Source organism: Pontibacter arcticus (assembly GCF_003284895.1).
GTDB classification, from domain to species: domain Bacteria; phylum Bacteroidota; class Bacteroidia; order Cytophagales; family Hymenobacteraceae; genus Pontibacter; species Pontibacter arcticus.
Map to the genome: position 1 here is coordinate 1,141,589 of NZ_QMDV01000001.1, position 23,001 is coordinate 1,164,589.

Annotated in this window: 24 protein-coding genes; 16 read left to right on the forward strand and 8 right to left on the reverse strand. The window is 46.2% G+C overall.

Going from position 1 to position 23,001, the window contains the following annotated elements; all coding sequences use genetic code 11:
- Positions 1–51 precede the first annotated feature (51 nt).
- The 11 genes from DP923_RS05065 to DP923_RS05115 all read left to right on the forward strand — a co-directional run bounded on the left by DP923_RS05065 (position 52) and on the right by DP923_RS05115 (position 9,413).
- The gene (locus DP923_RS05065) at positions 52–291 is read left to right on the forward strand and encodes an AtpZ/AtpI family protein (RefSeq protein WP_112304687.1); all 240 of its coding nucleotides are present in this window, start codon (positions 52–54) and stop codon (positions 289–291) included.
- 6 nt (positions 292–297) lie between these two features.
- The gene (locus tag DP923_RS05070) at positions 298–681 is read left to right on the forward strand and encodes a hypothetical protein (RefSeq protein WP_112304827.1); all 384 of its coding nucleotides are present in this window, start codon (positions 298–300) and stop codon (positions 679–681) included.
- Positions 682–724: 43 nt separating this feature from the next.
- Positions 725–1,765, forward strand: a complete 1,041-nt coding sequence (gene atpB, locus DP923_RS05075) for a F0F1 ATP synthase subunit A (protein ID WP_112304688.1) — start codon at positions 725–727, stop codon at positions 1,763–1,765.
- A gap of 36 nt (positions 1,766–1,801) precedes the next feature.
- A complete protein-coding gene (gene atpE / locus DP923_RS05080; RefSeq protein ID WP_112304689.1) occupies positions 1,802–2,059 on the forward strand; it encodes an ATP synthase F0 subunit C in 258 nt (85 codons plus the stop codon).
- Between the two features lie 174 nt (positions 2,060–2,233).
- Positions 2,234–2,728, forward strand: a complete 495-nt coding sequence (locus tag DP923_RS05085; RefSeq protein ID WP_112304690.1) for a F0F1 ATP synthase subunit B — start codon at positions 2,234–2,236, stop codon at positions 2,726–2,728.
- A 55-nt stretch (positions 2,729–2,783) separates the two neighbouring features.
- Positions 2,784–3,341 carry an ATP synthase F1 subunit delta gene (gene atpH, locus DP923_RS05090; protein ID WP_112304691.1) on the forward strand — a complete coding sequence of 186 codons (558 nt, stop codon included), beginning with the start codon at positions 2,784–2,786 and terminating at the stop codon, positions 3,339–3,341.
- Positions 3,342–3,343: 2 nt separating this feature from the next.
- Positions 3,344–4,924, forward strand: a complete 1,581-nt coding sequence (gene atpA, locus DP923_RS05095) for a F0F1 ATP synthase subunit alpha (RefSeq protein ID WP_112304692.1) — start codon at positions 3,344–3,346, stop codon at positions 4,922–4,924.
- 69 nt (positions 4,925–4,993) lie between these two features.
- Positions 4,994–5,884 carry an ATP synthase F1 subunit gamma gene (gene atpG, locus DP923_RS05100; RefSeq protein WP_112304693.1) on the forward strand — a complete coding sequence of 297 codons (891 nt, stop codon included), beginning with the start codon at positions 4,994–4,996 and terminating at the stop codon, positions 5,882–5,884.
- Between the two features lie 162 nt (positions 5,885–6,046).
- A complete protein-coding gene (gene pafA, locus DP923_RS05105; RefSeq protein WP_112304694.1) occupies positions 6,047–7,756 on the forward strand; it encodes an alkaline phosphatase PafA in 1,710 nt (569 codons plus the stop codon).
- A 72-nt stretch (positions 7,757–7,828) separates the two neighbouring features.
- Positions 7,829–8,392: an inorganic diphosphatase gene (locus tag DP923_RS05110; RefSeq protein WP_112304828.1), complete on the forward strand. Its 564-nt coding sequence runs from the start codon at positions 7,829–7,831 to the stop codon at positions 8,390–8,392.
- Between the two features lie 115 nt (positions 8,393–8,507).
- Entirely contained in the window at positions 8,508–9,413 is a 906-nt protein-coding gene (locus DP923_RS05115; protein ID WP_112304695.1) for a UbiA prenyltransferase family protein, read from the forward strand.
- On the opposite strand, the gene DP923_RS05120 is transcribed toward DP923_RS05115, so the two are convergent.
- The 4 genes from DP923_RS05120 to DP923_RS05135 all read right to left on the reverse strand — a co-directional run bounded on the left by DP923_RS05120 (position 9,403) and on the right by DP923_RS05135 (position 15,713).
- Positions 9,403–10,920 (reverse strand): NAD(P)H-hydrate dehydratase, encoded by a 1,518-nt coding sequence (locus DP923_RS05120; RefSeq protein ID WP_112304696.1) that lies wholly within the window; start codon positions 10,918–10,920, stop codon positions 9,403–9,405. The genes DP923_RS05115 and DP923_RS05120 overlap by 11 nt on opposite strands.
- A 104-nt stretch (positions 10,921–11,024) precedes the next feature.
- Positions 11,025–13,439: a DUF5686 and carboxypeptidase-like regulatory domain-containing protein gene (locus DP923_RS05125; protein ID WP_112304697.1), complete on the reverse strand. Its 2,415-nt coding sequence runs from the start codon at positions 13,437–13,439 to the stop codon at positions 11,025–11,027.
- An 84-nt stretch (positions 13,440–13,523) separates the two neighbouring features.
- The gene (locus DP923_RS05130) at positions 13,524–14,375 is read right to left on the reverse strand and encodes a phosphatase PAP2 family protein (RefSeq protein WP_112304698.1); all 852 of its coding nucleotides are present in this window, start codon (positions 14,373–14,375) and stop codon (positions 13,524–13,526) included.
- A 132-nt stretch (positions 14,376–14,507) separates the two neighbouring features.
- Complete coding sequence (locus tag DP923_RS05135) at positions 14,508–15,713, reverse strand: NADH-quinone oxidoreductase subunit D (protein WP_112304699.1); 1,206 nt, start codon at positions 15,711–15,713, stop codon at positions 14,508–14,510.
- 245 nt (positions 15,714–15,958) lie between these two features.
- On the opposite strand from DP923_RS05135, the gene DP923_RS05140 reads away from it, so the two are divergent.
- The 3 genes from DP923_RS05140 to DP923_RS05150 all read left to right on the forward strand — a co-directional run bounded on the left by DP923_RS05140 (position 15,959) and on the right by DP923_RS05150 (position 17,499).
- Positions 15,959–16,414 carry a DinB family protein gene (locus DP923_RS05140; protein WP_112304700.1) on the forward strand — a complete coding sequence of 152 codons (456 nt, stop codon included), beginning with the start codon at positions 15,959–15,961 and terminating at the stop codon, positions 16,412–16,414.
- Positions 16,415–16,508: 94 nt separating this feature from the next.
- Positions 16,509–16,697, forward strand: coding sequence for a hypothetical protein (locus DP923_RS05145; protein WP_112304701.1), 189 nt, complete (start codon positions 16,509–16,511; stop codon positions 16,695–16,697).
- A 1-nt stretch (position 16,698) separates the two neighbouring features.
- Positions 16,699–17,499, forward strand: coding sequence for an SPFH domain-containing protein (locus DP923_RS05150; protein WP_112304702.1), 801 nt, complete (start codon positions 16,699–16,701; stop codon positions 17,497–17,499).
- A gap of 203 nt (positions 17,500–17,702) precedes the next feature.
- Here DP923_RS05150 and DP923_RS05155 read toward each other — a convergent pair whose 3' ends face one another.
- The 3 genes from DP923_RS05155 to DP923_RS05165 all read right to left on the reverse strand — a co-directional run bounded on the left by DP923_RS05155 (position 17,703) and on the right by DP923_RS05165 (position 19,480).
- Positions 17,703–18,299, reverse strand: coding sequence for an NADH-quinone oxidoreductase subunit C (locus DP923_RS05155; RefSeq protein ID WP_112304703.1), 597 nt, complete (start codon positions 18,297–18,299; stop codon positions 17,703–17,705).
- A gap of 24 nt (positions 18,300–18,323) precedes the next feature.
- Positions 18,324–18,893, reverse strand: a complete 570-nt coding sequence (gene nuoB, locus DP923_RS05160) for an NADH-quinone oxidoreductase subunit NuoB (protein WP_112304704.1) — start codon at positions 18,891–18,893, stop codon at positions 18,324–18,326.
- A gap of 98 nt (positions 18,894–18,991) precedes the next feature.
- Positions 18,992–19,480, reverse strand: coding sequence for an NADH-quinone oxidoreductase subunit A (locus DP923_RS05165; RefSeq protein WP_112304705.1), 489 nt, complete (start codon positions 19,478–19,480; stop codon positions 18,992–18,994).
- Positions 19,481–19,622: 142 nt separating this feature from the next.
- Here DP923_RS05165 and DP923_RS05170 point away from each other — a divergent pair, with 142 nt between their 5' ends.
- Complete coding sequence (locus DP923_RS05170) at positions 19,623–21,038, forward strand: thioredoxin-like domain-containing protein (protein ID WP_112304706.1); 1,416 nt, start codon at positions 19,623–19,625, stop codon at positions 21,036–21,038.
- A gap of 179 nt (positions 21,039–21,217) precedes the next feature.
- Here DP923_RS05170 and DP923_RS05175 read toward each other — a convergent pair whose 3' ends face one another.
- Positions 21,218–21,850: a YczE/YyaS/YitT family protein gene (locus DP923_RS05175; RefSeq protein ID WP_112304707.1), complete on the reverse strand. Its 633-nt coding sequence runs from the start codon at positions 21,848–21,850 to the stop codon at positions 21,218–21,220.
- 357 nt (positions 21,851–22,207) lie between these two features.
- Between DP923_RS05175 and DP923_RS05180 the strand changes: the two genes are divergently transcribed.
- Positions 22,208–22,894, forward strand: a complete 687-nt coding sequence (locus tag DP923_RS05180) for a hypothetical protein (RefSeq protein WP_165838148.1) — start codon at positions 22,208–22,210, stop codon at positions 22,892–22,894.
- Positions 22,895–23,001 lie beyond the last annotated feature (107 nt).

Genomic DNA, 23,001 nt, shown 5'->3' on the forward strand with positions numbered 1-23,001 from the left:
TACTGCGTATACCAACTTAAAAAGCAGTAGTTTTGCAAATTGTACAGAAGTATGGAAAAGCCTTCAGAAGAAAACAAGACTGAAAAGACACAGCGCGAAAGTATAAAACCTTACGTGAAATACTCGGGACTTGCTTTTCAGATGATCGGAGCACTGGTACTGGCAGCCTGGGGCGGCAAACAACTGGATGCGTGGGCTGGCAACGATAAACCCTGGTTTATGATAAGCTTGCTTTTGCTGGCAGTTATATCAACCACGTTGCTCACCATACTTTCCATTACTAAAAAATAATTGCGCGTGAAATTTTACAGAAACCTCGTTGTACTGACTATCGTTTGTGCCGGAGTTATACTGCTGTTGCTCGAGTTTACAGGTAGTTTACTTATAAACGAGTACATCTGGCATATGCTGGGTTTCTTTGTGTTTGTAACCGCGTTTACTTATTACATTTGCAGTCTGGGGTATAAACACGATAAAGAGAACTACCAGGTATACCATTTCAGTTCAATGGGTTTCCGGATGGTTTTGTGTATAGGTGTAGTATTTGCCTATGCCTACTTTAAGGGAGAAAATAAGCTTCAGTTCGTTTTCAACTTCTTTGTGTTATATTTCCTGTATACTGGGTTTGAAATTTACAGTTTGTTGGCTAACTTGCGCCCGCATTTGAAAGAGCAGAATTAAAGGTTGATTTTGTTGATTAAAACTTGCTATTAAATCATTCTTAATGAAGAGGTTATTAGTTTTATTGTTTGCGTTTCTGACAGTAACAGCATCTTTTGCATCTGAAACAGCCGAAGGTGGCAAATTTGAGCCAGGTCCGCTTATTCAGCATCACATTGCAGATGATTACAAGTGGGAGTTCGCGCATGGCGTAGATTTGTACCTACCTGTTATTTTGTTTGATAATGGCTCTTTAAATGTATTCTCGTCAAAAAACTTCTATAACGAGAATCATGAAGTAGTGCCTTATAATGGCTATGTCATGAGCCACGGCCATATTTACCGTGCTGATGCAGCTGGCAACGCTTCTGAAGACAAAGCCGGCCTGTATGATATCTCTATTACAAAGAACGTAGCTTCCTTGTTTATTAGTGTGGCGCTTTTATTCCTGATATTTATGACGGTAGCAGGTCGCTACAAGAAAAGCGCAGGCAAAGCCCCATCTGGTATTCAGTCTTTCTTTGAGCCGATCATTATTTTTGTGCGTGATGAAATAGCGAAAGCGAACATTGGTCCTAAATATGAGCGCTACATGCCCTACCTGCTTACTGTGTTCTTTTTTATCTGGTTTAACAACCTGCTGGGCTTGATGCCGGGTGGTGCTAACTTAACCGGTAACATCGCAGTAACATTGGTGCTTGCTGTTTTAACATTGCTTATTACAGTGTTCAGCGGAACAAAATCATATTGGGGCCACATTTTCGCAACGCCAGGTGTGCCACGTTGGTTAGCTCCGATCATGATCCCGGTTGAATTGATCGGTATCCTGACAAAGCCTTTCTCTCTGATGGTTCGACTTTTTGCGAACATCACAGCAGGTCACATCATCATCCTTTCGTTGTTCAGCTTAATTTTCATTTTTGAAAGTATGGCAGTAGCTCCGCTAAGCGTAGCGTTTGCTATCTTCATGTTCTTCCTGGAGCTGTTCGTTGCATTGCTGCAGGCTTATATCTTTACGCTGCTTTCTGCTATGTACTTTGGTGGTGCAGTAGAAGAGCACGACCATGTAGATGACATGGGCCATGGCGACGGTGTACATCATTAATCTGTTTTTATTTTTTAACTCTATATATCTATAATTATGTTGTTAGCAATCTTGCTTCAAGCTGTTTCAGAAGGTGCTGGTCTTGGTATTATGGGCGCTGGTATCGGTGCAGGTCTAGTTGCTCTTGGCGCTGGTCTTGGTATCGGTCGTATCGGTGGTTCTGCGATGGAATCTATCGCTCGTCAGCCAGAGGCTGCTGGTAAGATCCAGACTGCGATGATCATCGCTTCTGCACTTATCGAGGGTGTTACCCTGTTTGGTGTAGTAGTGTGTCTTCTGATCGCTATTGCTTAATTACCATTAAAGAAATCGAAGGCTAACAAGCCTTTGCTTCTACTGATCTCTCGTCCGGGCGCATGGCCCGGACGCTGAGGTCAAAAACACAACACATAGTACGGTTATAGAATTAGAGGCTGCCCTGATAAGTGCAGTAATTATAAAAGAAACTACTATTCAACTTTATACACAATGGATTTAGTAACCCCCGGTTTTGGTTTGATTTTCTGGCAGGCAGTAACGTTTCTGATCGTTCTGTTCCTGCTTTCTAAATTTGCCTGGAAGCCAATCATGAACGCCCTGAGCGAGCGTGAAGCTTCTATCGAAAATGCATTAAGTGCTGCTGAAAAAGCTAAATTAGAAATTCAGGGCCTTAAAGCTGAAAACGAAAAGCTTTTAGCTGAAGCACGTCTGGAGCGTGACAGAATCCTGAAAGAAGCGTCGGATGCAGGTAATGCCCTCATCGAAACTGCCCGTAACAAAGCGAACGAAGAAGGTACGCGCATGGTACAGCAGGCTCGTGAGTCGATCGAAAACGAAAAGCGCGCTGCAATTGCTGAAGTTAAAAACATGGCTGCTGCACTTTCTATTGATATTGCAGAACGTATCCTTCGTAAAGAACTTGCTGACCCAAGTGCACAGCAGACGCTGGCACAGGATTATATCAGTGCAGTAACGCTTAACTAAACAGAAACGGAAGGTGCCGGCTTCAGGCAGGCACTGTTCTTTATAAAAAATCCCTATGTCAGAAATTAGAGTTGCTTCCCGCTATGCGAAGTCGCTGATTGAACTGGCGAGCGAAAAAGGAATTGTAGAGCAGGTCCACCAGGATATGCTAGCCTTCTCCAACATCGTTTCTCAGAACAGAGATTTTAAATTGTTGCTTAACAACCCGGTTGTTAAGTCTGATAAAAAGCTGGCTGTAATTAATGCCATCTTTGCCGGTAAGGTACAGGATCTAACACTTGCTTTTTTTAAGATCGTAGCGAACAAAGGCCGCGAGGCATCGCTTGAGTTTATCGGGCAGGAATTTGAGAACCAGTACAACGAAATGAAAGGTATCGTGAAAGCAAAAGTAACATCTGCTTTCCCGCTAACTACTGCTTTACGTGATGAGCTTGGTCAGAAACTGGCCGCCCAGACGGGTAAGATCATTCGTTTTGAAGAAAGAGTGGATCCATCGCTGATCGGAGGTTTCGTACTTCGTGTAGGCGACCAGCAAATAGACAGCTCTGTGCGAACAAACCTGCGCAAGCTGAGAAATAATTTTCAAGAAAACTCCTATATTAATAAACTATAATCATGGCAGAAGTAAGACCTGATGAAGTATCAGCCATATTAAGAGAGCAGCTATCTAACTTCCGCTCTGAGGCAGAGTTAGAAGAAGTAGGTACTGTTTTAACAGTGGGTGATGGTGTCGCTCGTATCTATGGCCTTTCCAAAGCACAATCTGGCGAGCTTTTAGAGTTTGAAAACGGACTGCAAGGTCTGGTTCTTAACTTAGAAGAAGATAACGTAGGTGCCGTAATGCTAGGCGACTACAGCGAGATCAAAGAAGGAGCTACCGTAAAAAGAACAAACCGTATTGCCTCTGTAAAAGTAGGTAACGGAATTATTGGCCGTGTAGTAGATACACTTGGTCAGCCGATTGATGGCAAAGGCCCTATCGCAGGTGATGTGTACGCAATGCCACTGGAGCGTAAAGCACCAGGTGTAATCTACCGTCAGCCGGTTAACGAGCCAATGCAGACTGGTATCAAAGCGATCGACTCAATGATTCCGATTGGCCGTGGCCAGCGTGAGCTTATCATCGGTGACCGCCAGACTGGTAAAACAGCTGTTGCGATCGATGCGATCCTGAACCAGCGTGAGTTCTTCGAAAGAGGCGAAACTGTATTCTGTATTTATGTAGCTGTTGGTCAGAAAGCATCAACTGTTGCTCAGATCGTAAAAGCCCTGACAGAAGGTGGCGCAATGGACTATACGGTAGTTGTTGCAGCTCCTGCGTCTAACCCTGCTCCAATGCAGTTCTTCGCGCCATTTACTGGTGCCGCTATTGGTGAGTTCTTCCGTGACTTAGGACATCCTGCTCTGGTAGTTTATGATGACCTTTCAAAGCAAGCTGTTGCTTACCGCGAAGTTTCTCTTCTATTAAGAAGACCTCCGGGACGTGAAGCTTATCCAGGTGACGTATTCTACCTGCACTCTCGTTTATTAGAGCGTGCTGCGAAGATCAACGCATCTGATGAGATCGCCCGTAACATGAACGATTTACCTGAGTCTATCAAGCATTTGGTTAGAGGTGGCGGTTCTCTTACTGCACTTCCAATCATTGAAACACAGGCTGGTGACGTTTCTGCTTATATCCCAACCAACGTGATCTCGATTACGGATGGTCAGATATTCCTGGAGACTAACTTGTTTAACGCAGGTATTCGTCCGGCTATCAACGTAGGTATCTCGGTATCTCGTGTAGGTGGTAACGCGCAGATCAAATCCATGAAGAAAGTGTCTGGTACACTTAAGCTGGATCAGGCGCAGTTCCGCGAACTGGAAGCTTTTGCGAAATTCGGTTCTGACCTGGATGCTGCAACAAAACTTACAATTGAGCGTGGCCGTCGTAACCTTGAAATCCTGAAGCAGGCACAATACTCGCCGGTATCAGTTGAAGAGCAGGTCGCGATTGTATATGCTGCTACAAACGGCTTACTGGATGCAGTTCCGGTTACAGAGGTTAGAAACTTCGAAAAAGATTACCTGCGTACGTTGCGTGCACAGCATGCAGATACACTTCAGGCGCTTAAAGCCGGTAAACTGGATGATAACTCAACCAGTGTAATGAAGCAGGTAGCAAAAGAGCTTTCATCAAGATACAACAAGTAATAAGTTCTATATCCAGGGCAGAGGCTGCAAGGTTTCTGCCTTGGATTATAAGCTCATCACAAAAAGAATATGGCAAGTTTAAAGGAGGTAAGAAGTCGCATCACGTCGGTATCGTCGACACAGCAGATTACAAAAGCCATGAAAATGGTGGCTGCTTCCAAGTTACGACGTGCACAGGATGGTATTATGCGTATGCGCCCTTATGCACAGCGTTTGGGAGGTATATTAGCAAACTTGTCTACGTTGGCAGAAGGCCCGGTATCAAATAAGTATGCTGAAGAGCGCGATGCAAACCGTATACTGATCGTTGCCATTACTTCTGACCGTGGCCTGGCTGGTGCTTTTAACTCTAACGTTATAAAAGCTGCTACTACGCTCGTAACTGAAAAGTATGCGACGCAAATGGCGGCCGGTAATGTTTCCTTTTTAACAATTGGTAAAAAAGGATTCGAGGCTTTCTCTAAAAGAGGCTATGCAGTAAACGGAACCTATACAGGTATACTTGGCCAACTTTCGTTTGATGCCGTTCGCGGAGCAGCAGAGTTTGCCATGGATGGCTTTATCAACAGAGAGTACGATCGTGTAGAGATTGTTTACAACGAATTCAGAAACGTGGCTACACAGATCATTCGTACGGAGCAATTCCTTCCTATCCTGGAAAACCAGTCAGAAGAAAACACATCATCTGCCATAATCCCGGATTATACTTTTGAACCTTCGAAAGAAGAGATCATTCTGGAATTGATACCAAAATCATTGAAAGTACAGTTCTATAAGGCTATTCTGGAGTCAAGAGCATCGGAAGAAGGTGCACGTATGACGGCGATGGAAAAAGCAACGGAAAATGCTGGTGAACTTTTAAAACAGCTGAAGTTAACGTATAACAGGACACGTCAGGCTGCCATTACCACAGAAATCCTCGAGATTGTTGGTGGTGCAGAGGCGTTGGCTGCTAAATAAAGATCCTGATACATACAAAGGCAGCGCCCATCTAACAGGTGGGCGCTGTTGTTTTTAACAGGTTGGTGCAGCATTATCAAATTGCAAAGTTTGTAACCTAAGCTCACCCTTACTGCAAATAATATAGCCTGGTTATTATATTTGTAGCAGAAACTCAAGAATATGAAAGTACAAAAGTTGTTTAAATCACACTTTTCCGGAAGTATACTTATTGCATTTCTGTGGCTGCTTACGGCATGCGCCGGATCAGGCAGTGCAGGCTCTACTGAAAACACGAACCCCATTGTAAAAGCTGATCAGCCTTTGCCAAGGCCAAAGCTGGTAGTAGGCATTGTGGTAGACCAAATGCGTTACGATTACCTGTACCGTTACTGGAGCAAGTATGGAAACGATGGCTTTAAGAAACTGGTAAGTGAAGGCTTCAACTTTAAAAATAACCAATACAGTTATGTGCCTACTTATACCGGGCCGGGGCACGCTTCCGTTTACACAGGCAGTGTACCAGCGCTTAACGGCATCATTGGCAATAACTGGTACGACCGTAATACAGGAAAATCAGTTTACTGCGCCGGCGACCTAACCGTAAATACTGTAGGAAGTACATCGGATGCAGGTAAAATGTCGCCTGTAAATATGCTGACCACCACCATTGGAGATGAGCTGAGGCTGGCTACAAATAAAGGCTCTAAAGTAATAGGTATTGCGCTGAAAGACAGAGGAGCCATACTTCCGGCCGGGCATATGGCAAACGGTGCTTACTGGTTCGATTCGCCTTCGGGCAACTGGATAACAAGCACGTATTACATGAACGAGCTGCCGGCATGGGTACAGGAGTTCAACAGCAAAAAATACCCGGATTTATACTTGAACCAGGTATGGAATACGTTGCTACCAATAGAGCAGTACACGGAAAGCACCAAAGATGATATGCCTTGGGAAGGTACGTTGGATAACGAACAAAAACCGGCATTCCCGCACAATCTGCCAGCCATCCGCGAGAAAGATTATGAATTGTTGCGCTCTACACCCGGCGGAAACACCATTACAAAAGACTTCGCACTGGCTGCCCTGAAATCAGAAAAGCTGGGTAAAGGAGAGTTTACTGATATGCTAGCGGTGAGTTTCTCTACGCCGGATTATATAGGCCACACCTTCGGACCAAACTCGATTGAAGCACAGGATGGTTTCTTAAGGCTGGATAAAGAAATTGGCGAGCTGATCTCAGAAATAGAGAAAGAAGTTGGCAAAGGAAACGTACTTTTCTTCCTGACTGCAGACCACGGTGCAGCGCACGTACCAGCATTCTTAAAAGAAAATAAAGTACCTGCAGGCATTGCCAGTTCAAATGTGGTAAGAGATTCCGTGGAAAGCTACCTGGATAAAGTATATGGCGCAGGTACGTGGGTAGATAAGTATACAAACCAGCAGGTTTACCTGAACCGCAAATTAATAGATAGTAAAAAGCTGAACCTGAAAGATGTACAGGAGCGCGTGGCAACGTATGTAGTTCGGTTTAAAGGAGTAGCAAGAGCCGTGGCCGCCGTGCATTTACAGGCATCCGGTTGGGAAGCAGGTTTGATGGCCCGCATGGATCATGGTTATAACCCGCAACGCTCCGGCGATGTCATTATTGTGCTGCAGCCCGGCTGGTTTGAAGGCTGGGAAGGCAGAGAACCAAAAGGTACCACGCATGGTTCGTATGGTAATTATGATACGCACGTGCCCCTGATCTGGTATGGCTGGAAAATAAAAGCAGGCGAAAGCTCAGCCGAAACCGCTGTGGCTGACATTGCACCCACACTGGCGTCCTGGTTATACATTCAGGAGCCGAACGGAAGCGTAGGCAAGCCCTTACAGGAATTAATGAAATAGATATAAATAAGCGTCTTCTAAAAACAGTGATACAAAAGACGCAAACAAACTTTAAAGAAGAATATGGAGAATATGGAAAACAACAATCCATGGCATAGTGTGAGCTACGGAGAAGAAGCTCCGAATGTAGTAACAGCAATTATCGAAATACCAAAAGGCTCTAAAGCCAAGTATGAGCTCGACAAAGACAGCGGCATGCTGAAACTGGACCGCGTTCTTTTCTCTTCTGTACACTATCCGGCCAATTACGGTTTTATTCCGCAAACTTATTGTGATGATAAAGACCCGTTGGATATTCTGGTTATCTGCTCGATAGATGTTCAGCCGATGTGCCTGATCGATGCCAAAATAATTGGTGTGATGCAGATGATCGACAACAACGAAGAAGATGATAAGATCATCGCTGTAGCGAACAATGACATGTCGGTGCGCCACATCAATGATATTTCTGAGTTGCCTCCGCATACGTTACTGGAGTTGCGTCGCTTCTTCGAAGATTATAAGAAACTGGAGCAGAAAGAAGTGATCGTGGAGCAATTCCTGGGCCGCGAGCATGCTTACAAGATACTACAGGACAGCATCGAACTGTACAACGCTACCTTTGGCGAACCTGTAAAAAAACAAGGACTGCTTTAAGCAACCTTACTCTTAACAAAAGCCTGGCAGAGACTTCTTTGTCAGGCTTTTGTTTTTATAGCCAGGCCATGCGTTTTGCAATACAAGCCAAATGTTCCGTTCTTGTAGCTTAAGTATGAACAAAGGAAAGCACCTAAATAAAGCGCCTATAGCTTCGGCTATACTTCCTGTTGCTATTAAAAAGCTGCTGGAAGCCTTGGTATATAGCAGCGTGTTTATTTCGTGCTGCGCCTTTGCTTTAACCCTCGAAACATACTGGTTGGCTGGGCTTTCTTCCTCTATGCCGATGGCTGTTTTTGTTTTCCTGGCAACGCTTTTCACCTACAACCTCAGCAGCGTGCAAAGCATTATCCGGCGGGCTAACCAGCAACGGAACAGGCAAAGCGAATCGTGGGTGCTGCGGCATAAACAAAGTATGGCTGTGCTGGGCGTGTTAAGTATAACTTCAGCAATAGCTGTTTATTTTGTGTTTGGGCTGCAGATCAACACGTGGTTTATACTTCACCTGGCTGTTATTTCGATTGGCTATACGGTGCCAGTCTTGTATAAAAAAAGGCGAATACGGACGTTACGCAGTGTGCCGCTTCTAAAGGTATTCCTGATTGCGTATGTGTGGGCGATGGTGACAGGCCTGCTGCCTTTGTTAGATGCCGGCTTGGCAGCAGGGCAACCCGAAACATGGCTGTTTTTTGCGCGACGTTTTTTGTTTATACTTGCGCTGGCCCTTCTGTTTGATGTCCGGGATTACCACTACGACCGCCAAATGAAAACGCTTACTTTTCCGGGACTTATCGGTGTACAAAATACCAAAATCTTATCGTTGGGCTTGCTGGTGGCGTATGTAGCCTTACTATGCGCTACAGAGGAAAGCACACTTTTACTGGCTTTAGTGGCAAGCGCTGTGGTAGCGGCGGCAGTTATTATTTTTGCTTCGGAACATAAACCCCGGCTGTATTATTTGCTTTTGGTGGATGGTGCCATGCTGGTACACGCCGGATTTGTTTACCTGGCTACGCGCTAGTGCGGGCAACCTGCAGGAAAGCTTTCGGCAAGTAATCAATTAAGTCAGAAGCGATCATCGAAACTTTGCCTACGTCCGGCAATGCCAAATCTGCTGCTAAACCATGCAGGTAAACTCCCAAAATACAGGCTTCCTCTAACGTATACTTTTGGGCTACTAGGGCTGTAATAATGCCGGTCAGTACATCGCCGGTGCCACCTGTCGCCATGCCTGCATTGCCTGTGGTGTTAAAGTATAGGTTGCCCTCGGGCGTACCGATAGCAGTCTGGCTGCCTTTCAAAACAATGTAGCAGCTGTACTCGCGGCAAAACTCCAGCATATCCTGCAGGCGGTCGTAGTCGTTTTTACTTTTACCGATCAGGCGCTCGAATTCTTTGGGGTGCGGCGTAAGTATAACTTCGTGGTTTCGGAGCTGGTTTTTCAGTTTTTCGCTTCCGGCTATGATATTGATCGCATCGGCATCTAAAACTAAAGGTTGTTTACAAGTGGCCAGCAACTGCCCGATAGCCGTTTTAGTTACCCGTTCCGTGCCCATCCCGGGGCCAACCCCTATCACATTATACTTTTCAATGTCAGAAGGCAGGTTAGCGATGTGGTTTTTATGTTTGTCTGAAAGCGCCATCGCCTCCGGCACCGAATTCTGAAGTATGGCATACCCGATAGCGGGCGCGTGTACCGTTAAGAGACCAACTCCCGCGCGCATGCAGGCACGAGCCGCCAGCACAGCCGCACCCATTTTACCAAACCCACCACAAAGCAGCAGCGCATGGCCATACAACCCTTTATGCGAGAATTTTGGCCGGGACTTCAGTAAATGTTGTATATCAGCGGCGGTTGTAAAGTATAAATTAGTGGTAGCTTCGGAAATGAAAGTAGGACTCAGGCTTATCGGAACTACATGCCATTGGCCAACATACGCTTCGTGCTGCGGCAGGAAAAAAGCCAGCTTAGGCAACTCAAAACTAACTGTATACTTTGCCCGGATGATGGCACCTTCGGTGGGCGTTTGTTTATCGGTATACAACCCGGAAGGCATATCAACAGCGGTAATGCAGGCTGCGCTTTGGTTCAGGTGATTGATTAGGGAAGCGTATAAACCCGTTACAGTCCTGTTTAAGCCGGTACCAAAAAGTGCGTCGATTACAAGGGCGGCGGCCGGAATAGCTGGGAAGTCGCTTTCATGTTCCACGTGCCGCAACGCTATTTCGGTTGGTAATTTCTGGTGATTATACTTAAAATCTTCGGAAGCATTTGCCGGATCGCCTGCCAGATAAACCTGCACGGTGTAACAACGCTGGTGCAGCAGCCGGGTAATGGCGAGGCCGTCGCCGCCATTATTGCCCGGCCCACAGAAAATATAAACGTCTTGGGTTGGCGTAAATTTGTTTTCGAACCAAGCTGTAAAGGCGCTTGCTGCCCGTTCCATCAACTCAAAAGAGGCAATGTTTTCTTCCTGAATAGTAAAGGCATCAGCAGCGCGGGTTTGGTCAGCGGACAGTATTTTCATAGCGTTTAGCAGGCGAAGTGGCTACTACCTATACTTAAATTTATACGTCAGGTTGAAGCATCAAAGTATAAAATGGCAAACAGCAGCTATACGTATTTATAAGCTTAAAACGCCAGGGAAAAAGTGAATTTGAAAACCAGGTTATCTTTTGACGAAGCGGCTGCATACGGGCCATACCGGTAAAAGGCACCCACGCCAACGCCCGAAAAAGGAGAGCGGATAATGTTATTAAACAGCAGGCCGGATTCATAATAACCTTTGTTCATAACCTGCACCGGCACATCCGGAAGTATAACTGCTCCATCCAGGTCGCCGAAACCGATGTTGGTAAGCGCTACGATATCTGGTTGGAAAAACTTGCTTCGGAATAACAGCTTACCAAAGTTCTGCTGAAAGAACAACGAGGCAAATTTATCGGAAAAGAACTCGTATGGGCGCATGGTCTCAAAGCCTTTGCCCGTGTACACGTAATGGTCGGAGCTGTAACTGCCGTAGCCGTTAAACAAACTTATGTAGGGCGCATCGCCGCTTATAAAACCGCCTGAAAGTGTCACGCTCGTCTGGCCGAATGTGCGGTGCCGCCACGAAGTAGTTGCCTGTGCCTCATACTTATGGTAGCTGTGTTCTCCTTCCAGCATAGAATTAAAGCCGCGTGTATACTGACCTAAAAGTATAAAGGGCAGTTCTGTCTGCATCGGCATCAGCTGGTTAAACTGGTTCATGTAGGTTTCGCCGGGCGCGTAACGCAGACTCAGGGCAGCCTCAGCCAGGTTAAAGTTTATGGGAGTTTCATCAGTAATTATACCTAAAGTAGGCCGGTGTTCTTCCTGGCGCAGCTGGGCATGTGCCTGCAGATACCGGAACATTCTACCCGAAACGGCTATACTTTTGTGGCTGGCATAGCTCAGCAAAGGCAGCACCACGCGGCGCAGGTCTTTTAGAAAGCCTGTTTGCTGAAAAGGAAAACGCTTGCCGCCAGGTTCCAGCACATCCTCAAAATACTCGGCCTTTACCTGCAGCTGGCTTGGCTTATGTAGTATGAAAGAGGCGTCGGCGCCATACTTTGTTTCTTCGTCCCGGAAGCCGTAAGCCCAGTAACCTCCCACCTTAAACCGCTCCGAAAGCACCTCGTTTGTATGTGCACCAATGCCCAGCCGCAAGCCTTCAAAAGCGCCAACGCGCAACAGCCTGTTCAGATCTAAGCTGATAGGGCCAATCGGAATCTGCTGCCGGAAAAGGTATTCCAGCACGCGGATGTTGCGGTCCAGTTTCTGGGCGCGGCCTACGCTATCGAGTTGCTGGTAGGTGCGTAGTTCTAGTTGGTTCAGTGAGTCGGGGCGGTATTGTTGCCAGAAGGTATCGGGTTGTTTGGCGGCGTTGGCTTTTTGCTGCAGCGCTACCACGCCAAAATCAGATTTTTTAAGCGCAGGGTTGAGGTTGATGTTGGTGATATAAGTCCGGATGCGGCCGTAGGGTTGGTGCCCGCGCAACGTAATTTTAGGAACGGTAATTTCTAAGTCCAGCTCGGTTGGGAACCACTTTTGCTGCGGGCCGGTCTGTTTAAATTGTTGCTGCAACCGCACGCCTCGCTGCGCACCATCTGCTGATTCGGCAATGATGTTTTGCACGGCCCAGCCATTGCTGGTTATATAAAGCAGGCCTTTCAGGGCATCAAAGTTTTTGCCGGCTTCCGGTTTAAATGAAATGATAAAAGTAGTGTCCTGGGCTGTAACAACAGTTTCCTGAAGTATAAAATCATACTTGCGCGTGCTTCCCGGGCTTAACGGACTCAGGTAGCGCTTCCCGAAAAACACCGGCATATCTTCGTACACCGAAAAATCGCGCGCTTCGGCAGCTACGGCTCCAAAACTAGGCTGTTGTATACCCGACACGCGTGTAGCCAGTATGGTTTCGCTGGCGTTATCGGGTTTCAGGAAAGCATAATCGGTTATACTTTCCATCATAAACAAATGCTGCCCGGCCAACAAATTGCGCATATCCAGGTACGCCGAATCCTGTTCGGATAGTTGCAACGTATCGCTCAGGTCAAATTCCTGGGCATCGGTGGCAGTAAGTATAAATTTATTGTATGTCCGGAATGTATAAGCGGGCAGGTTGCTTAAGCGGTGTTGGGTGCGGTTCTGCGTAGCCAGCCGAATAATGCGGTGCGCCGGATTTTTGCCGGAACCAAGTATAACTACCTCCTGAAGCTGCGCCACGGAAGGCGGCAGTAAAATATCATAGCGCTCAGCCGAATCCGGGTAAATAATTTTGGCATCATAGCCCACGTAACTAAAGCGCAGGCTTGTAACAGGGCGGTTGAGTTGGAGTTTATACTTGCCATCGAGGTCGGTGGTGGTGCCTGTTTCGCCGTCGTTTACGCTTATACTTACAAAAGGCAGTTTTTCAGATGAGTTCGCATCGCGCACAGTGCCGTATACCGTTCGGGTTTGTGCCTGGGTAGCAGTACAGATCAGGAAAAAGCAAAGCAGTAGCAGCGGACGGACGAATGAAAGCATCTGTAAAGGTAAAAAGAAATAGGGCTTCTTCCGAAAGTATAAAACCGGTGTATTGGAGTAAAGTTACTAGCCGGAAATTTTACGTTAGAAAGTAACGCCCATCGCCATGCCCATGCGTCCGTTTGGCAACAGCGTTGGTGTAAAATAAGTAGTATTGAGTCCTTTGCCTTTGGTAAGTTTAGCATGAACCCAGTATGCCGTGTTCACGGAAAGTATACCTACGCCAGCACCGGCCAGCACATCCGAAAACCAGTGTTTGTTATTGAGGATGCGCATGGCGCCCGTGGCGCTGGCAATGGTATAGCTGCCTACGCTTATCCAGGGGCTTTTGTGCCGGAATTCTTTATCAACGATAGTCGCAATGGTAAACGCGTAAGCCGTATGGCCCGACGGAAAAGCATGGTCCTCGCCATTCGGTCGGTCGATATCGGTTAATACTTTGGTAGGCCACACAAACGCGGATGCAAGCGCCCCGGAAGCGATCAGCAGTACTGTTTGGCGGCTGGTTTCGTGGCGGTTCTGGGATGAAAATAAGTTGAGGCCATACATATAGGCCAGCGGAATAAAAAGCAGGTAATCATCTGCTTTCGTACTGAATTCGGCAAAATTACTGTTCCGTGCATCCCGCAAATCAAAACTGCTGATAATGCCGTTGCCCTGCATGGTATAAATGCCTGCCGTTATCAAGAACGCCGATGGAATAACGGCCCGTTTCAGGAATGCTTTATTGTCGCCTTCTACACGCTGCGCTTTTACAAAAGGCTTTTTCTGGCCGGGCAGTACCGTATCGGCAGGCGCAAGTATAATAGCTGAGTCTGTTCTGATAAGTTGAACAGAATCTTGGCTGATAACAGCAGGTTGGATTTGCGCAATAGCCGGGTTCAGAAAGAAACTCAGCCAGAGCAGTTGTATGGTAAAGAGTCGATGGATTTTCAAGGCGCTATACTTTCGTTAACAAAACGGTTATGTGCTTTTAACGGAAAAGTAATAGGCAGAGATAACACGAACTGCAAGTATAAACGCAAGTATGATTTTCTGGTAAGCTAATCCCTGTTTGCAACGTATAACTTACCTGTCCAGTTCGCCCAGAACAATATCCACAGAGCCTACAATCGCAATTAAATCGGCTACCATACAGCCCTGGCTGATCTCGTGCAATACGGATAAGTTGGAGAAACAAGGCGAGCGCCCGTGGCAACGGAACGGTACATCGGAACGGTCGGTGGTGCGGTAAAAAAAGCCGAGTTCGCCGCGTGGGGTTTCGCCCCGGAAGTATAATTCCTGAGAGCCGGTAGTGCGCAGCTTTTTAGGACAGGCCGCCTGCGGATCAAAATCGGGGGTACGTTTATAGTCGCCTTCGAGCTGGTCGAGGCACTGGCGGATGATCTTCACGGATTCGCGGCATTCGAGGGCGCGTACATAGTTGCGGTCCCAGCAATCGCCGGTAGTGCCTGCCAAACCCTGCCCAACCGGTACTTCAAAATCCAGTTCCGGATAAACGCTGTAACCATCAACTCGGCGCAGATCATACTTTAACCCGGAGCCACGCAGCATCGGGCCGGAACAACCGTAGTTTATCGCCACATCCAATGGTAAAACACCTACGTTGGCGGTACGGTCAATAAAAATGGTATTCTCGATCAGGATCGTATCCAGTTCATCGAGCTTGGGCCCCAGGTAATCAATAAACTCACGGCAGCGTTTCTCAAAACCGACAGGCAAATCGTAGTATAAACCGCCTACCCAAATGTAATTGTACAGCATGCGTGCCCCGGAAACCCACTCCAGCAAACGTTGAATATGCTCCCTATCGCGGAGTAGCCACAGGAAAGGAGTGAAAGCACCAATATCGATGCCGTACGTGCCGATAGCCACAAAATGTGAGGCAATGCGGTTTAGCTCAGCTACGAGCACCCGGATATACTCTACTCGCTTCGGAATCTGATCGGTAATGCCCAGCAGCTTTTCCACGCCCATGCACCAAACGTGTTCCGAGTTCATGGCGGCCAGGTAATCCATGCGGTCTACGTACGGGATGGTCTGGTTGTAGGCCATGTGCTCGGCGTGCTTCTCGAAACAGCGGTGCAGGTAGCCAATATGCGGCGCTACGTTCCGGATGATCTCTCCGTCGGTAACCACTTCCAGGCGCAGTACGCCGTGGGTGCTGGGGTGCTGCGGGCCCATGTTCACAATCATCTCGCCTGCTTTCAGGCCATCCAGGCTAAACTTGTTCGGCTCCGATTGCAGCAGGTAGTCTTTGTAGATCGTGGACACGGGGATTAATTACGAATTAATAATTACGAATTACGAATGAGGTGCAAAGTTCGGAAAAATTGGGGAGTTATACAGGGGTTTGTGCTTCTGGTTATACTTTAATAAATTATATGCTTTCAATAATATATAGTATATTCGGTAATCCAGTTGCTGTTACCTAGCTAGCGGTGGTTGACTAAACGTAATAAGTTTAGTATATCCGGTAGTAGTTATATAGAAGTTGTAAGTAATCGTAAGAAAGTAAAATGACCTTCGATAAAATCTTTTTTGATTCATTTGACACATTTAAAGTGCTTCAAAACATGGATGTGTCAAAAGCCAGTCTTCAATATGTTAATACCCCAAAAAGCATTTGGCAAATCTTAAATCATTTAATAGTCTGGCAGGAATCCCAATTGAATAAATTAAAAGGATTAGACTCTACAGACATTGAAGAATTGGATACTTGGAAAACTGACCCTGTTGTTCGTGACCAAGGATTACTTCAGCAAATTATTAATACTTTCAATAATCAGATTGAACAGATAAAAAATGAAATTCAATCATTATCTATTGAAAGCAAGGACATAGAGAATAAGTTAAAAATAGTTCAAGACTTATCAGTTCATCTATCTTTTCACTTGGGAGAAATGATATTGCAACTGCGGCAGAATGGACATTATCCAATGCCGAGTGAAATGACAGAATTTTTAGCTAGTTAAAAACGGTTTCACCTAACAAAGTTCAGCCCTTATGCTTGGCTACGCAAGCCCATCGGCTGCACGAGTAACGTTAAAGAATCTTTAAAAGTCTCAAATGAAACCCCAATACCTGCTTATACTTTTTTTGCTGTTGGTAGCAGATATTTTCGCTTACACCGAAGTAACTGCGCTTATCCGGCAGCCTTCCGATGCTTCGGTTATACTTGGAGTGGCGCTGCTGGCTGTGCTTATACTTGTAAATTACATCACCATCCGATATTGCTTATCTAAACTTAACGCCTGATATGAATAACCGATCTATTTTAAGCTGGAGCATCTCTTTTATACTTATAATCCTGTTCTCGATCACCGCCATGAAATCCTGTACCCGCATTGATGCAGGCCACGAAGGTATTCTGGTTAAATTGTATGGCAGCGATAAAGGCGTGCAGGACGTGAGCCTTGTAACGGGCCGTGTGTGGTACAACCCGCTTACCGAAGACGTGTACCAGTTTCCGACGTTCGTGCAGACGATAGATTATGCGCCGTTCACTGTTAATGCCAAAGACGGTTCGGTGTTTACCGTAGATCCTACTATTTCATTCAGGGTAATAGCAGGCCAGAGTCCGAAGATTTTTGCCAAGTACCGCAAAGAGATCGGCCAGATCACCGAAACAACGTTGTACAACTATACCCGCGACGCATTCCGGATCCAGTTTAACCAGTACAGCACCGACAGCATCATCTCTAACCGCCAGTCGTTTGAAGATAAAGTACAGATGGCTTTAGGCGATGCCCTTAAAAGAGAGGGGTTTGACCTGGAGCAGATGACCAGCGGCCTTCAGTACCCGGAAGTAATTGTACAGGCCGTAAACCTCAAAAACCAGGCAGTGCAGCAGGCCATGCAAGTAGAAAACGAACTGAAAGTAGCCGAAGCGCAGGCCCGCAAAAAAATAGTAGTAGCCGAAGCCGAAGCAAGAGCCAACGATCTGCGCCAGCGCACACTCACGCCCTTACTTATTCAGCAGCAGTTTATCGAGAAATGGGATGGCAGCACGCCACTTTATGGTAACTCTCCGGTCTTATTCCGGAACGTAGAGAAGTAAACCCCTCCCCAACCCTCCCCTAAAAACAAGGGAGGGTGATGTACTTACTACTTTATACTTCATCAAGTATAAATAAAGCTGATACTTTTAAAGCTCATACTTTATTAGCCCTAAAAAAGCACGAACTATATTGCTTATACTTAGCAGTAATAAAAACTCCCCGCCTTGGATAAGGAGGGGCTGGGGGTGGTTGGACCCGGTTGCTACTCCGGTTTCTCGCGCTTATCCGGGAATTGTTCGGCAGGCGGCTCTGTCAGGAAAACAGATTCGGATTTGAAGCCGTTGTGCTCGTTGTGGTTATCATAGGGTACTTTGATGCCGTGGTAATAATCCTGCAGTTTGTAGTCTTTCCGTAGTGGGTGGCCTTCCCAATCGGCGGCGCAGAGGATGCGGCGCATATCCGGGTGGCCTTCGAAGTTAATGCCGACCAAGTCAAAAATTTCGCGCTCGTGCCAGTCGGCGGTGCGCCAGATGTGGCTGACGGTTGTCACTGTGGGCAGTAACCCATTTTCCGGATTGCGCGGCACCTGCACTTTCAGCATCAGGTGGTGGTTATACGGGATCGAATACAGGTTATAAGCAACTTCCATCGTGCCGGCTTCCGGGCCATTGTCTATTCCAGTCAGGCACGATAGAAAATCAAAGTATGTTTCTTCGTTATCATGCAGTTCCAGGCATACTTCGGCTAGCCTCTCCGGTTGCAAAACCAGGTAAGATTGCAGCGCATCAGCCTTCTCCGAAAGTATAACTCCGGTTCCGAAACGTGCTTCTATAAATTGCTTTAGCTCCTCGAACAACACCTTTTTATAATTACGAATTAACAATTAAGAATTACGAATGTCTGCGGATGAAGCTACTATTTCAGCCACAGATGCGGGTTGCGTTCGCTTTGCCATAAGTTCCTGCACAGCGCGCGGAGCACGAATGGTTTCTTTCCGGATCACTTCCTGCAATTTCAGGAAACCACCGATCAGCGCTTCGGGTCGTGGCGGACAACCAGGCACATAAACATCAACAGGAATGATCCGGTCTACGCCTTTTACCACATGGTAACCGTGTTCCCAGTAGGGGCCGCCACAGTTAGAGCACGAGCCCATCGAGATCACATAACGCGGCTCGGCCATCTGCTCGTACAACCTCCGGATGCGGTCGGCCATTTTAAAGGTAACGGTTCCGGCCACAATCATCACATCCGACTGGCGCGGCGAAGCTCTCGGGATTACTCCAAAACGGTCCAGGTCGTAGCCCGAACTGTACGCGCCCATCATCTCGATGGCACAGCAAGCCAGCCCAAAACCCATCGGCCATAGCGCCGACAAACGTGCCCAGTTCAGCACATCATCCAGTTTTGTAATTACAACGCCGCCTTCTCCGGTTTTATCCAAGATAATTATAAATTAAAATTTATGAATAGAGACGCTTTATACTTGGTAAGATCAAAAATATCTAATCTTGCGTCCTTAGTCTTTTGTCTAATGTTCCTTTGTCAAAACTAGCTTCGCTTCTGGTCCTGCTGCTGGTTAAACTTCTGGTATACTTCCAGTGGTATTTTAGAACGGCTTTTAGGTATAACAGGGTTCGGTTTTATCCAGTCGAGGTGGCCTTTTGCCCATGCATACGCCAATCCTAATACAAGTATGCCGATAAAAACAAACATCTCAGCCAACGCAAACCAGCCCCAAACGCCATTGGTAGCTTCAATCAGATCGCGCCGCCCAAACACCACTGCCCACGGAAACAAAAACGCCAGCTCCACATCAAAAATAACGAAGATAAGGGCCACCACATAAAAACGCGGGTTAAACTGCACCCACGAGTTGCCAATCGGTTCTTCTCCGGATTCGTAAGTAGCCAGCTTTTCAGGATTAGGCCGGTGCGGGCGCAACAGTTTGGCCGTAAACAAACCCACCACCACGAAAAGTGCGCCACCGATCAGGTAGAGCAATATAATTCCGAAATCCGATAGGTAGGTTTCCTGCATAGTTTAGCGCTGTTCATGCAAATTTACTATAAAAATTAACCTGCTGCTAACGTGGCCTGTTTATACTTAGCAGCGAAGCAAGTATAAAAACTTTTACGAAACAGATCAGTTAATAAGTCATACTTCATCAAACCAGAAAACCATGCTGAACGGACGTGTAACTGCCCCTGAACTAACTACGCCGCATGGCTGGCTGAACACCGACCGTACCTGGCAGCTAAAAGATTTTAGAGGGAAAATTGTTTTACTTGATTTCTGGACGTTTGGCTGCATTAACTGCCAGCACATTATACCAGACCTTAAACAACTGGAGCAGGAATTTGCGGATGTGTTGGTGGTAATTGGCGTGCACTCGGCTAAGTTTGATGCCGAAAAACAGAAAGACCCCATCAAGCAGGCCATCCGGAAATTTGGAGTCGAACACCCGGTTGTAAACGATGCGGATTTCAGGCTATGGGACCAGTATGGCATTAAAGCCTGGCCAACAGTAGTGCTGATTAACCCGGAAGGCAAAGTAGTAGGGCAGCATGCCGGCGAAGGCGTGTACCAGACTGTACAACCGTACATCCAAAAAATGAAGGAAGAATTTGCTGCTACGCTAAACCATGAACCACTGCCTTTTCACGTGGAAAAACGCGAAGAGACTGCTTTATACTTTCCCTCTAAACTTACCCCAGATGAGGAAGGAAATTTATACTTGTCGGATAGCGGGCATAACCGCATCATCAAACTAAACCAACAAGGGCAGGTGCTGGAAGTGATAGGCTCCAGAAGGCAAGGCGCAGACAACGGAAGTTATACCGAAGCCAGCTTTTACGAACCACACGGCCTGGCAATACTTGGTACTGTACTTTATGTTGCGGATGCCAAGAATAACATGATCCGGAAAGTGGACCTGGTGCAGCAACAGGTAAGTACGGTAGCCGGCACCGGCGAACTCGATTACTATTTCATGGAAGATAAGCTGGATGAGCCCGTTAACCCGAACAGTCCCTGGGATTTGCTGATTGCAGGAAACGACATGTACATTGCCAGCGCCGGCAACCACCAGATTTTGCGCATGAACCTGGCCACTGAAAAAGTATACCGCTTTGCCGGAAACGGCCGGGAAGCCTTAGCAGATGGCCCGTTGCGTGAAGCCGCCTTTAACCAGCCCAGCGGACTTGCCCGTAATAATCAGGTACTGTATGTGGCAGATGCCGAAGCCAGCGCCATCCGGACAATTAATACGGAAACAGGTATGGTGCTTACGCCGCTTGGCCGTGGGCTTTTTGATTTTGGCGATGTGGACGGGCACGTAGACGATGCGCTGCTACAGCACTGCGTAGGCCTCGAAGTAATAGACAGCCACGTATACATCGCCGATACTTACAACGGTAAAATTAAAGTGCTGGATTTGCAACGCAACAAAGTTTATACTTTAGCTAGCGGCCTGAGCGAGCCAAACGAGGTCCTTTACCTGAACGGCAAACTTTGGGTAACCAGTACCAACAGCCACCAGCTTTTTAAAGTAGACCCAACAACCGGCGAAAAGGAGGAAGTTATACTTCAGTTTTGATGTTATTCTTTAAGAAACACCCTCCTGTAGCAGAAAACTGTTTAACACTGATGACCTACCCCAAACCCTTGCGAGGAGGGGAATCAAAACTATTTTTTGTGATATAGTTCTTTGATTACTCATAGCAAACAATTCCCCTCCCTGGAGGGGTTAGGGGTGGGTAAACTCCGATCCAAAAATTATACTTCGATTTGCGGCTGCCTTTCTATCAGGGAAATACGTAGCTTCTGGAAAAACTTTAGCGTAACCTGGAAAATCGGGCTCTGGATCAAGGTATAAAAGAAAGACGCAATAAATGCTGGTCCGCCTAAAGCATAGCCGATAGCCAAAACGATACATTCTGTTATAATTCGTGCCTGGCTAACGGATAATTTTGTACGCTCAGACACAGAAAGCATAAAGCCATCGCGCGGGCCTGCTCCAACGCCACCTGCCACATACATACCACCCGCTATACCGGCAATAACCATCGTGCAACCCAGGTTAATATAATCCAGTGGGGTGTTGGTAGCCTTGGGTAAGAAATCAAGCCAGAGAAACAAATCAGTAAATGGGCCTATCAGGAGGGCATTCAGAAAAGTACCGATATTGATATACTTACGGTTCATGAACCACGACAGGCAAACAAATATCAAACCCACCAAAGTGCTCCAGGTGCCAATTGTAAACCCGAATCTCTGAAAAAGGGCTACATTCAGTACTTCCCAGGGGTGCAGGCCCAGGTACTTAACCTGTACGGCAATAGCATTAGCCAGCCCGAAAAGCATTAAACCGGTAAAAAAGAAAGTATAGTTGATAAGTTTTTCGCGCATTCTGTTTCTGTCTGCTGCCAGTAAGTAAAAGTTTAAACAGCAAAAGCGACGCAAGAACGCGAAATTTCAGCAAACCCACAGCAGCATTTTACAGATAAATATTAAACTGTGTTCGGGTTATACTTTTGTAAGTGAGTATGTTAGGCTTGGGAAGTCTCCTCTTGAATGGATTCCTGTAATTTACTTTATCATAAATGGATGTAGACTACAGTTGGATTCCGGTAATGTAATATAACCGTTTTGCGATATATAGTTGTTCCATATGAGCCAAAACTGAAATTTAAAGTATAAGCAGCCCTCCATAATTAAATAAAGATTAATAGATATTTTGTTATATTGGGATGATATAAACGATAGATGATGAAATCAATAACGTATAAATTTATACTGATAGCCTTTCTACTTTGTATGGGAGGTAAAAGTGCTATCGCTCAGTTTAATATTCAGGATCTAGAAGGTAGGCCCATCTTAAAAAAAGCTTACACGAATATAGAAGGCTCGCCTTATTTACATGCTGATTGGGGGAAAGGTATGGTAAAGTTATCAGACGGTACCACGTACAAACAGATAGAGTTGCTTTACGACCAGGTTTCAGACGAACTTCTGTTTAAAGGGCCTGATGGCCAGATGCGTAGTTTTGTGGATACAGTAAAAGAGTTTGAAATACAATTGCCATCAGAAAATGCCGGTCTCACCTCCCATATCTTCAGAAGAGGATATACTTCTCTAAATAGATCAGCAGATGGTGCATTCTATGAAGTACTCACGGATGGTGCAACGCAGTTACTGAAACGAACTACAAAGGCTATTCTGGAAGAAACTACTTATAGTTCTGCTACTAAAATAAAGCGGTTTCATGAAAACGTAACCTACTACATCAGTAAAAACGAAAAACTTACAAAGATCAAACCGGATAAGAAAGCTGTCATTGCTGCCTTAAGTGATAAGGCACCGGAAATAGAGAAGTACCTCAAAGAGAAAAAACCGGATCTTAAAAAAGATGCAGAATTAGCAGCACTGGTAACATATTATAATACATTGTAAGTATTCAGTTTGATCCTGGCTTTTAAGTTTAGTGCCATAGCCTATAAAATCTAAGTGTTTTACGGGCTATGGTATTTTTTATGCGTTAGGTCTTATTATTTATAATA

What these genes read in the sequence shown, in the direction of transcription:
- DP923_RS05140 (WP_112304700.1), top strand. Translation starts at nt 15,959, where the DNA reads ATGACCTTCGATAAAATCTTTTTTGATTCATTTGACACATTTAAAGTG.
- atpE (WP_112304689.1), top strand. Translation starts at nt 1,802, where the DNA reads ATGTTGTTAGCAATCTTGCTTCAAGCTGTTTCAGAAGGTGCTGGTCTT.
- atpG (WP_112304693.1), top strand. Translation starts at nt 4,994, where the DNA reads ATGGCAAGTTTAAAGGAGGTAAGAAGTCGCATCACGTCGGTATCGTCG.
- DP923_RS05175 (WP_112304707.1), bottom strand. Translation starts at nt 21,850, where the DNA reads ATGCGCGAAAAACTTATCAACTATACTTTCTTTTTTACCGGTTTAATG.
- DP923_RS05180 (WP_165838148.1), top strand. Translation starts at nt 22,208, where the DNA reads ATGATGAAATCAATAACGTATAAATTTATACTGATAGCCTTTCTACTT.
- DP923_RS05120 (WP_112304696.1), bottom strand. Translation starts at nt 10,920, where the DNA reads ATGAAAATACTGTCCGCTGACCAAACCCGCGCTGCTGATGCCTTTACT.
- DP923_RS05065 (WP_112304687.1), top strand. Translation starts at nt 52, where the DNA reads ATGGAAAAGCCTTCAGAAGAAAACAAGACTGAAAAGACACAGCGCGAA.
- pafA (WP_112304694.1), top strand. Translation starts at nt 6,047, where the DNA reads ATGAAAGTACAAAAGTTGTTTAAATCACACTTTTCCGGAAGTATACTT.
- DP923_RS05110 (WP_112304828.1), top strand. Translation starts at nt 7,829, where the DNA reads ATGGAAAACAACAATCCATGGCATAGTGTGAGCTACGGAGAAGAAGCT.
- DP923_RS05125 (WP_112304697.1), bottom strand. Translation starts at nt 13,439, where the DNA reads ATGCTTTCATTCGTCCGTCCGCTGCTACTGCTTTGCTTTTTCCTGATC.
- DP923_RS05150 (WP_112304702.1), top strand. Translation starts at nt 16,699, where the DNA reads ATGAATAACCGATCTATTTTAAGCTGGAGCATCTCTTTTATACTTATA.
- atpA (WP_112304692.1), top strand. Translation starts at nt 3,344, where the DNA reads ATGGCAGAAGTAAGACCTGATGAAGTATCAGCCATATTAAGAGAGCAG.
- atpH (WP_112304691.1), top strand. Translation starts at nt 2,784, where the DNA reads ATGTCAGAAATTAGAGTTGCTTCCCGCTATGCGAAGTCGCTGATTGAA.
- DP923_RS05170 (WP_112304706.1), top strand. Translation starts at nt 19,623, where the DNA reads ATGCTGAACGGACGTGTAACTGCCCCTGAACTAACTACGCCGCATGGC.
- DP923_RS05145 (WP_112304701.1), top strand. Translation starts at nt 16,509, where the DNA reads ATGAAACCCCAATACCTGCTTATACTTTTTTTGCTGTTGGTAGCAGAT.
- DP923_RS05115 (WP_112304695.1), top strand. Translation starts at nt 8,508, where the DNA reads ATGAACAAAGGAAAGCACCTAAATAAAGCGCCTATAGCTTCGGCTATA.
- DP923_RS05165 (WP_112304705.1), bottom strand. Translation starts at nt 19,480, where the DNA reads ATGCAGGAAACCTACCTATCGGATTTCGGAATTATATTGCTCTACCTG.
- DP923_RS05085 (WP_112304690.1), top strand. Translation starts at nt 2,234, where the DNA reads ATGGATTTAGTAACCCCCGGTTTTGGTTTGATTTTCTGGCAGGCAGTA.
- atpB (WP_112304688.1), top strand. Translation starts at nt 725, where the DNA reads ATGAAGAGGTTATTAGTTTTATTGTTTGCGTTTCTGACAGTAACAGCA.